General features: G+C 37.6%; 1 protein-coding gene. It reads left to right on the forward strand.

What is annotated here, in order from left to right; all coding sequences use genetic code 11:
- Positions 1-4663: beta strand repeat-containing protein (locus tag BM296_RS19500; protein ID WP_177214977.1), on the forward strand; the 4663-nt coding region annotated here is incomplete at both ends.

Raw genomic sequence — 4663 nt, forward strand, 5'->3', positions numbered from 1 at the left:
GGTTGCCTTGGTAGATAATTTGGACGGTACCTATACTTTCACGAATGCTGCAGGTATAGATACAACGATCAGCGATACATCTATATCCACGATGTTAGATAATGGTAATGGAACTTATACGTATACCGATGAAGCTGGCTTTGCAAGTATAATTAATACTAACGGTATAGTTGTTAGCAACCTAGTTGCAGGTAACAGAATAGCAACCTTAACGGAAGCAGATGGTACTTTTTCTGATATCAATGAAACGATAACAAGTATAGCAGATAATGGAGATGGTACAGTAACATTTACAAGAGAAGATACCAGTACACAAACTATTTCTAAATCTCAATTAACTGATAATGGAAATGGAACATTTACATTCAATAATGGCGATGGTACACCTGTATCTTTTGTAGGTACAGACGATCAAAATGCGGATGAGGTTAATTTAGCTACTCCAATAGATGTTGACGGAGATGCTGTAAATGAAACAACTGTAGAAGAAGCTATTGCTGATATTGTTGCTAATAGTAGTGATAATCAAGATTTAACGGGAGCTAACTTAAATGGATCAAATCAACTTCAAATAGATATTCAAAGAGGAGCTTCTACGACAGTAGATTTATCTTCTTTGAGCGAAACAGTAATTGCTGGTTCAGGTGCTGTTACTGTTAATGATGATGGTAATGGAAACTATACGGTTAATTCTACAGATACAGATGAAGATGAAACTAACGAATTAGCAGTATTAGCTTCAGGACCACCAAGTACAAATGGTGTAAACTCTGGTGATACTTATGTTGATACTGATAATGGTCAATTATATGCATGGGATGGAACAACTTGGCAACAGGTTGGTGGTAGCGCAGCACCAGATGCTGATCCAGATCCAGAAAATGAACTTTCAGATGTATCATTAACAAATACTACGTTAGAACTTACAAACCCTGCACCTGGAGCAATTGGCGTAGATTTGAATAATACGTTCGCTACGGATACGGAATTATCAGATGCTATCACAGCTAGTGAGGCGTTAGATTTAGATAAAGATGATCAGAACGAATTACAAGATTTAGAAGATGTATTAACTAGAGACCCTAGTGCAGGAGGGATTGTTATTACAGATGTAGGTACACCTATAAATGCAAACGATGCTGTTAATAAGGCATATGTAGATAATCTTGCTGATGATGATGTTAGTGTAACTAACACGGCTGCGGGTAATAGAATTGCAACAATTTCTGAGCCAGGTATAACAGCTGTAGATATTAATGAATCGGTTACGACATTAAGCGATGCTAATGCTGATGGAATTTTCGAATATGTATCTGAAAACAATACCACCACTTCTTTTGACGGTACTGATGACCAAAATGCATCTGAAGTAAATTTAGCAACACCTATTGACGTAGACGGAGATACTATAAACGAAACAACAGTTGAAGAAGCTATTGCAGATTTAGCTAATAATAGCAGTGATAATCAGAATTTGACAGGAGCGACATTAAACGGGTCAAATCAACTACAAATAGATATAGATAGAGGAAGCTCTACAACTGTAGATTTATCATCATTAAGTGAAACAGTAACTGCTGGAACAGGAGCAATTACAGTAGATGATGATGGTAATGGAAACTATACGGTTAATTCTACTGATTTTGATGAAGATGAAACAAATGAGATTCAAGATTTGTCTTATGATGCTTCAACACAGACATTAAATATTACAAACAACCCTACTGCAACTGATATTGATTTATCTGGATTGGTTAATACAGACGAACAAGATTTAGAATTGATAGGTGATAACCTGACCTTAACAAACGACCCAACCGGTGCGGCGATAGATTTATCAGATTATAGGGAAACTGTAGTTGGTACAGGAGATATTTCAGTTACTGATGATGGAAGTGGAAACTTTACTGTTAATTATGTTGACGGTGATAACGATTCCACAAACGAATTGACACAAAGAGGCAATGGCGGTCCGACTGGTACACCAGCTGAGGGTACAACTTATGTTGATACCGATTCAGGACAATTATATGTTTTTGATTTAGGTGCATGGCAACAAGTAGGGGGTAGTGCAATACCTGGCGATGCAAGTGATACAAATGAGCTAATAACTTCTTTCGGAGTTATTGGGACTAATCTTCGTATTACTGAAGCGGGTACTGATTTTGATGTTCCTTTGAGTAGTCTAGGAACCGATGAACAAGATTTAGAATTGACAGGAGACAACCTGACCTTAACAAATGATCCAACCGGTGCGGCGATAGATTTATCAGATTATAGAGAAACAGTAGTAGGTACAAATGATATTACGGTTACCGATGATGGTAGTGGAAACTTTACTGTTGATTATGTTGATGGAGATAAGAGTAATACCAATGAGATACAAAATGCAGCTCAAGTTGGCATTGCGGATGGTGCAAATAATTTCACATCAACAGATGTGGAAGGTGCTTTAGCGGAATTGGCATCAAACAGTACAGATAATCAAGATCTTTCTTTAACGGGAGATAACCTAACATTAACAAATGACCCAACTGCAACTGCAATCGATTTATCAGATTATAGAGAAACAGTAGTAGGTACAAATGATATTACGGTTACCGATGATGGAAGTGGAAACTTTACTGTTGATTATGTAGATGGAGATAAGAGTGATACCAATGAGATTCAAAATGCAGCTCAAGCGGGAGATAACCTTACACTGACCAACGACCCAACAGCAACTGCAATAGATTTATCAGATTATAGAGAAACAGTAGTAGGAACAAATGATATTACGGTCACCGATGATGGCAACGGAAACTTTACTGTTGATTATGTAGATGGAGATAAGAGTGATACCAATGAGATACAAAATGCAGCTCAAGTTGGCATAGCAGATGGAGCCAATAATTTTACATCAACAGATGTAGAAGGAGCATTGGCTGAACTGGCTACAAAGACAGATGACGACATTACTGGTGCAGTATTAGACAGCAGTAACGAATTAACCATAAGTGAAGGAACAACAGATGTAACAGTTGATTTATCTTCATTGAATGAAACAGTAGTTGGTATAAATGACATTACCGTAACTGATGATGGTAGTGGAAACTTTACTGTTGATTATTTAGATGGAGATAAGAGTGATACCAACGAGATTCAAGATTTAGAATTAACGGGAGATAACCTTACACTGACCAACGACCCAACAGCAACTGCAATAGATTTATCCGATTATAGAGAAACGGTAGTCGGAACAAATGATATTTCTGTCAGTGATGATGGCAACGGTAATTATACAGTTGATTATGTTGACGGCGATAATGATTCCACAAACGAATTAACACAAAGAGGAACAGGTGGTCCAACAGGAACACCAGCTGAGGGTACAACCTATGTAGATACAGCAAGTGGTCAGTTATATGTTTATGATTCTGGAGCTTGGCAGCCGGTAGGTGGAAGTGCAGTACCTGGCGATGCAAGTGATACCAACGAGTTAATAACCTCTTTTGGAGTTGTAGGGTCGAACCTAAGAATTACTGAAGCCGGTAACGATTTTGATGTGCCGTTAAGTAGTTTAGGAACCGATGAACAAGATTTAGAATTGACAGGAGACAACCTTACATTAACAAATGATCCAACCGGTGCGGCGATAGATTTATCAGATTATAGAGAAACAGTGGTTGGTACAAATGACATTACCGTAACTGATGATGGTAGTGGGAACTTTACTGTTGATTATGTTGATGGAGATAAGAGTGATACTAATGAGATACAGGATTTAGAACTAACAGGAGATAATCTTACATTAACAAATGACCCAACTGCAACTGCAATCGATTTATCTGATTATAGAGAAACGGTAGTTGGAGCAAATGATATTACCGTAACCAATGATGGTAATGGAAATTACACTGTTGATTATGTTGATGGAGATAATGATTCAACGAACGAATTAACAGTAACTGGTTCAGGAGGTCCTTCAGGAACAGCAACAACTGGAACTACATATGTAGATACTGATACAGGTCAATTATATGTTTATGATGGAACTTGGCAACAAGTTGGTGGTAGTGCTACTCCAGCTGCAGATATAGTAACAACATTATCTACAGCAGATAACATTACATACACATATATATCAGAGAATAATACATCGACATCTTTTGATGGTACTGATGACCAGAATGCAGCTCAAGTTGGCATTGCAGATGGAGCTAATAATTTTACATCAACAGATGTGGAAGGTGCTTTAGCGGAATTGGCAACAAACAGTACAGATAATCAAGATCTTTCTTTAACAGGAGATAATCTTACATTAACGAATGACCCAACAGCAACTGCAATCGATTTATCAGGTTATAGAGAAACAGTAGTAGGTACAAATGATATTACGGTTACCGATGATGGTAGTGGAAACTTTACTGTTGATTATGTTGATGGAGATAAGAGTGATACCAATGAGATACAAAATGCAGCTCAAGTTGGCATTGCGGATGGTGCAAATAATTTCACATCAACAGATGTAGAAGGAGCATTGGCTGAACTTGCTACAAAGACAGATGACGATATTACTGGTGCTGTACTAGACGGCAGTAACGAATTAACCATAAGTGAAGGAACAACAGATGTAACAGTTGATTTATCTTCATTGAATGAAACAGTGGTTGGTACAAATGAC

The sequence above is a fragment of the Maribacter stanieri genome (assembly GCF_900112245.1).
Taxonomy (GTDB): domain Bacteria; phylum Bacteroidota; class Bacteroidia; order Flavobacteriales; family Flavobacteriaceae; genus Maribacter; species Maribacter stanieri.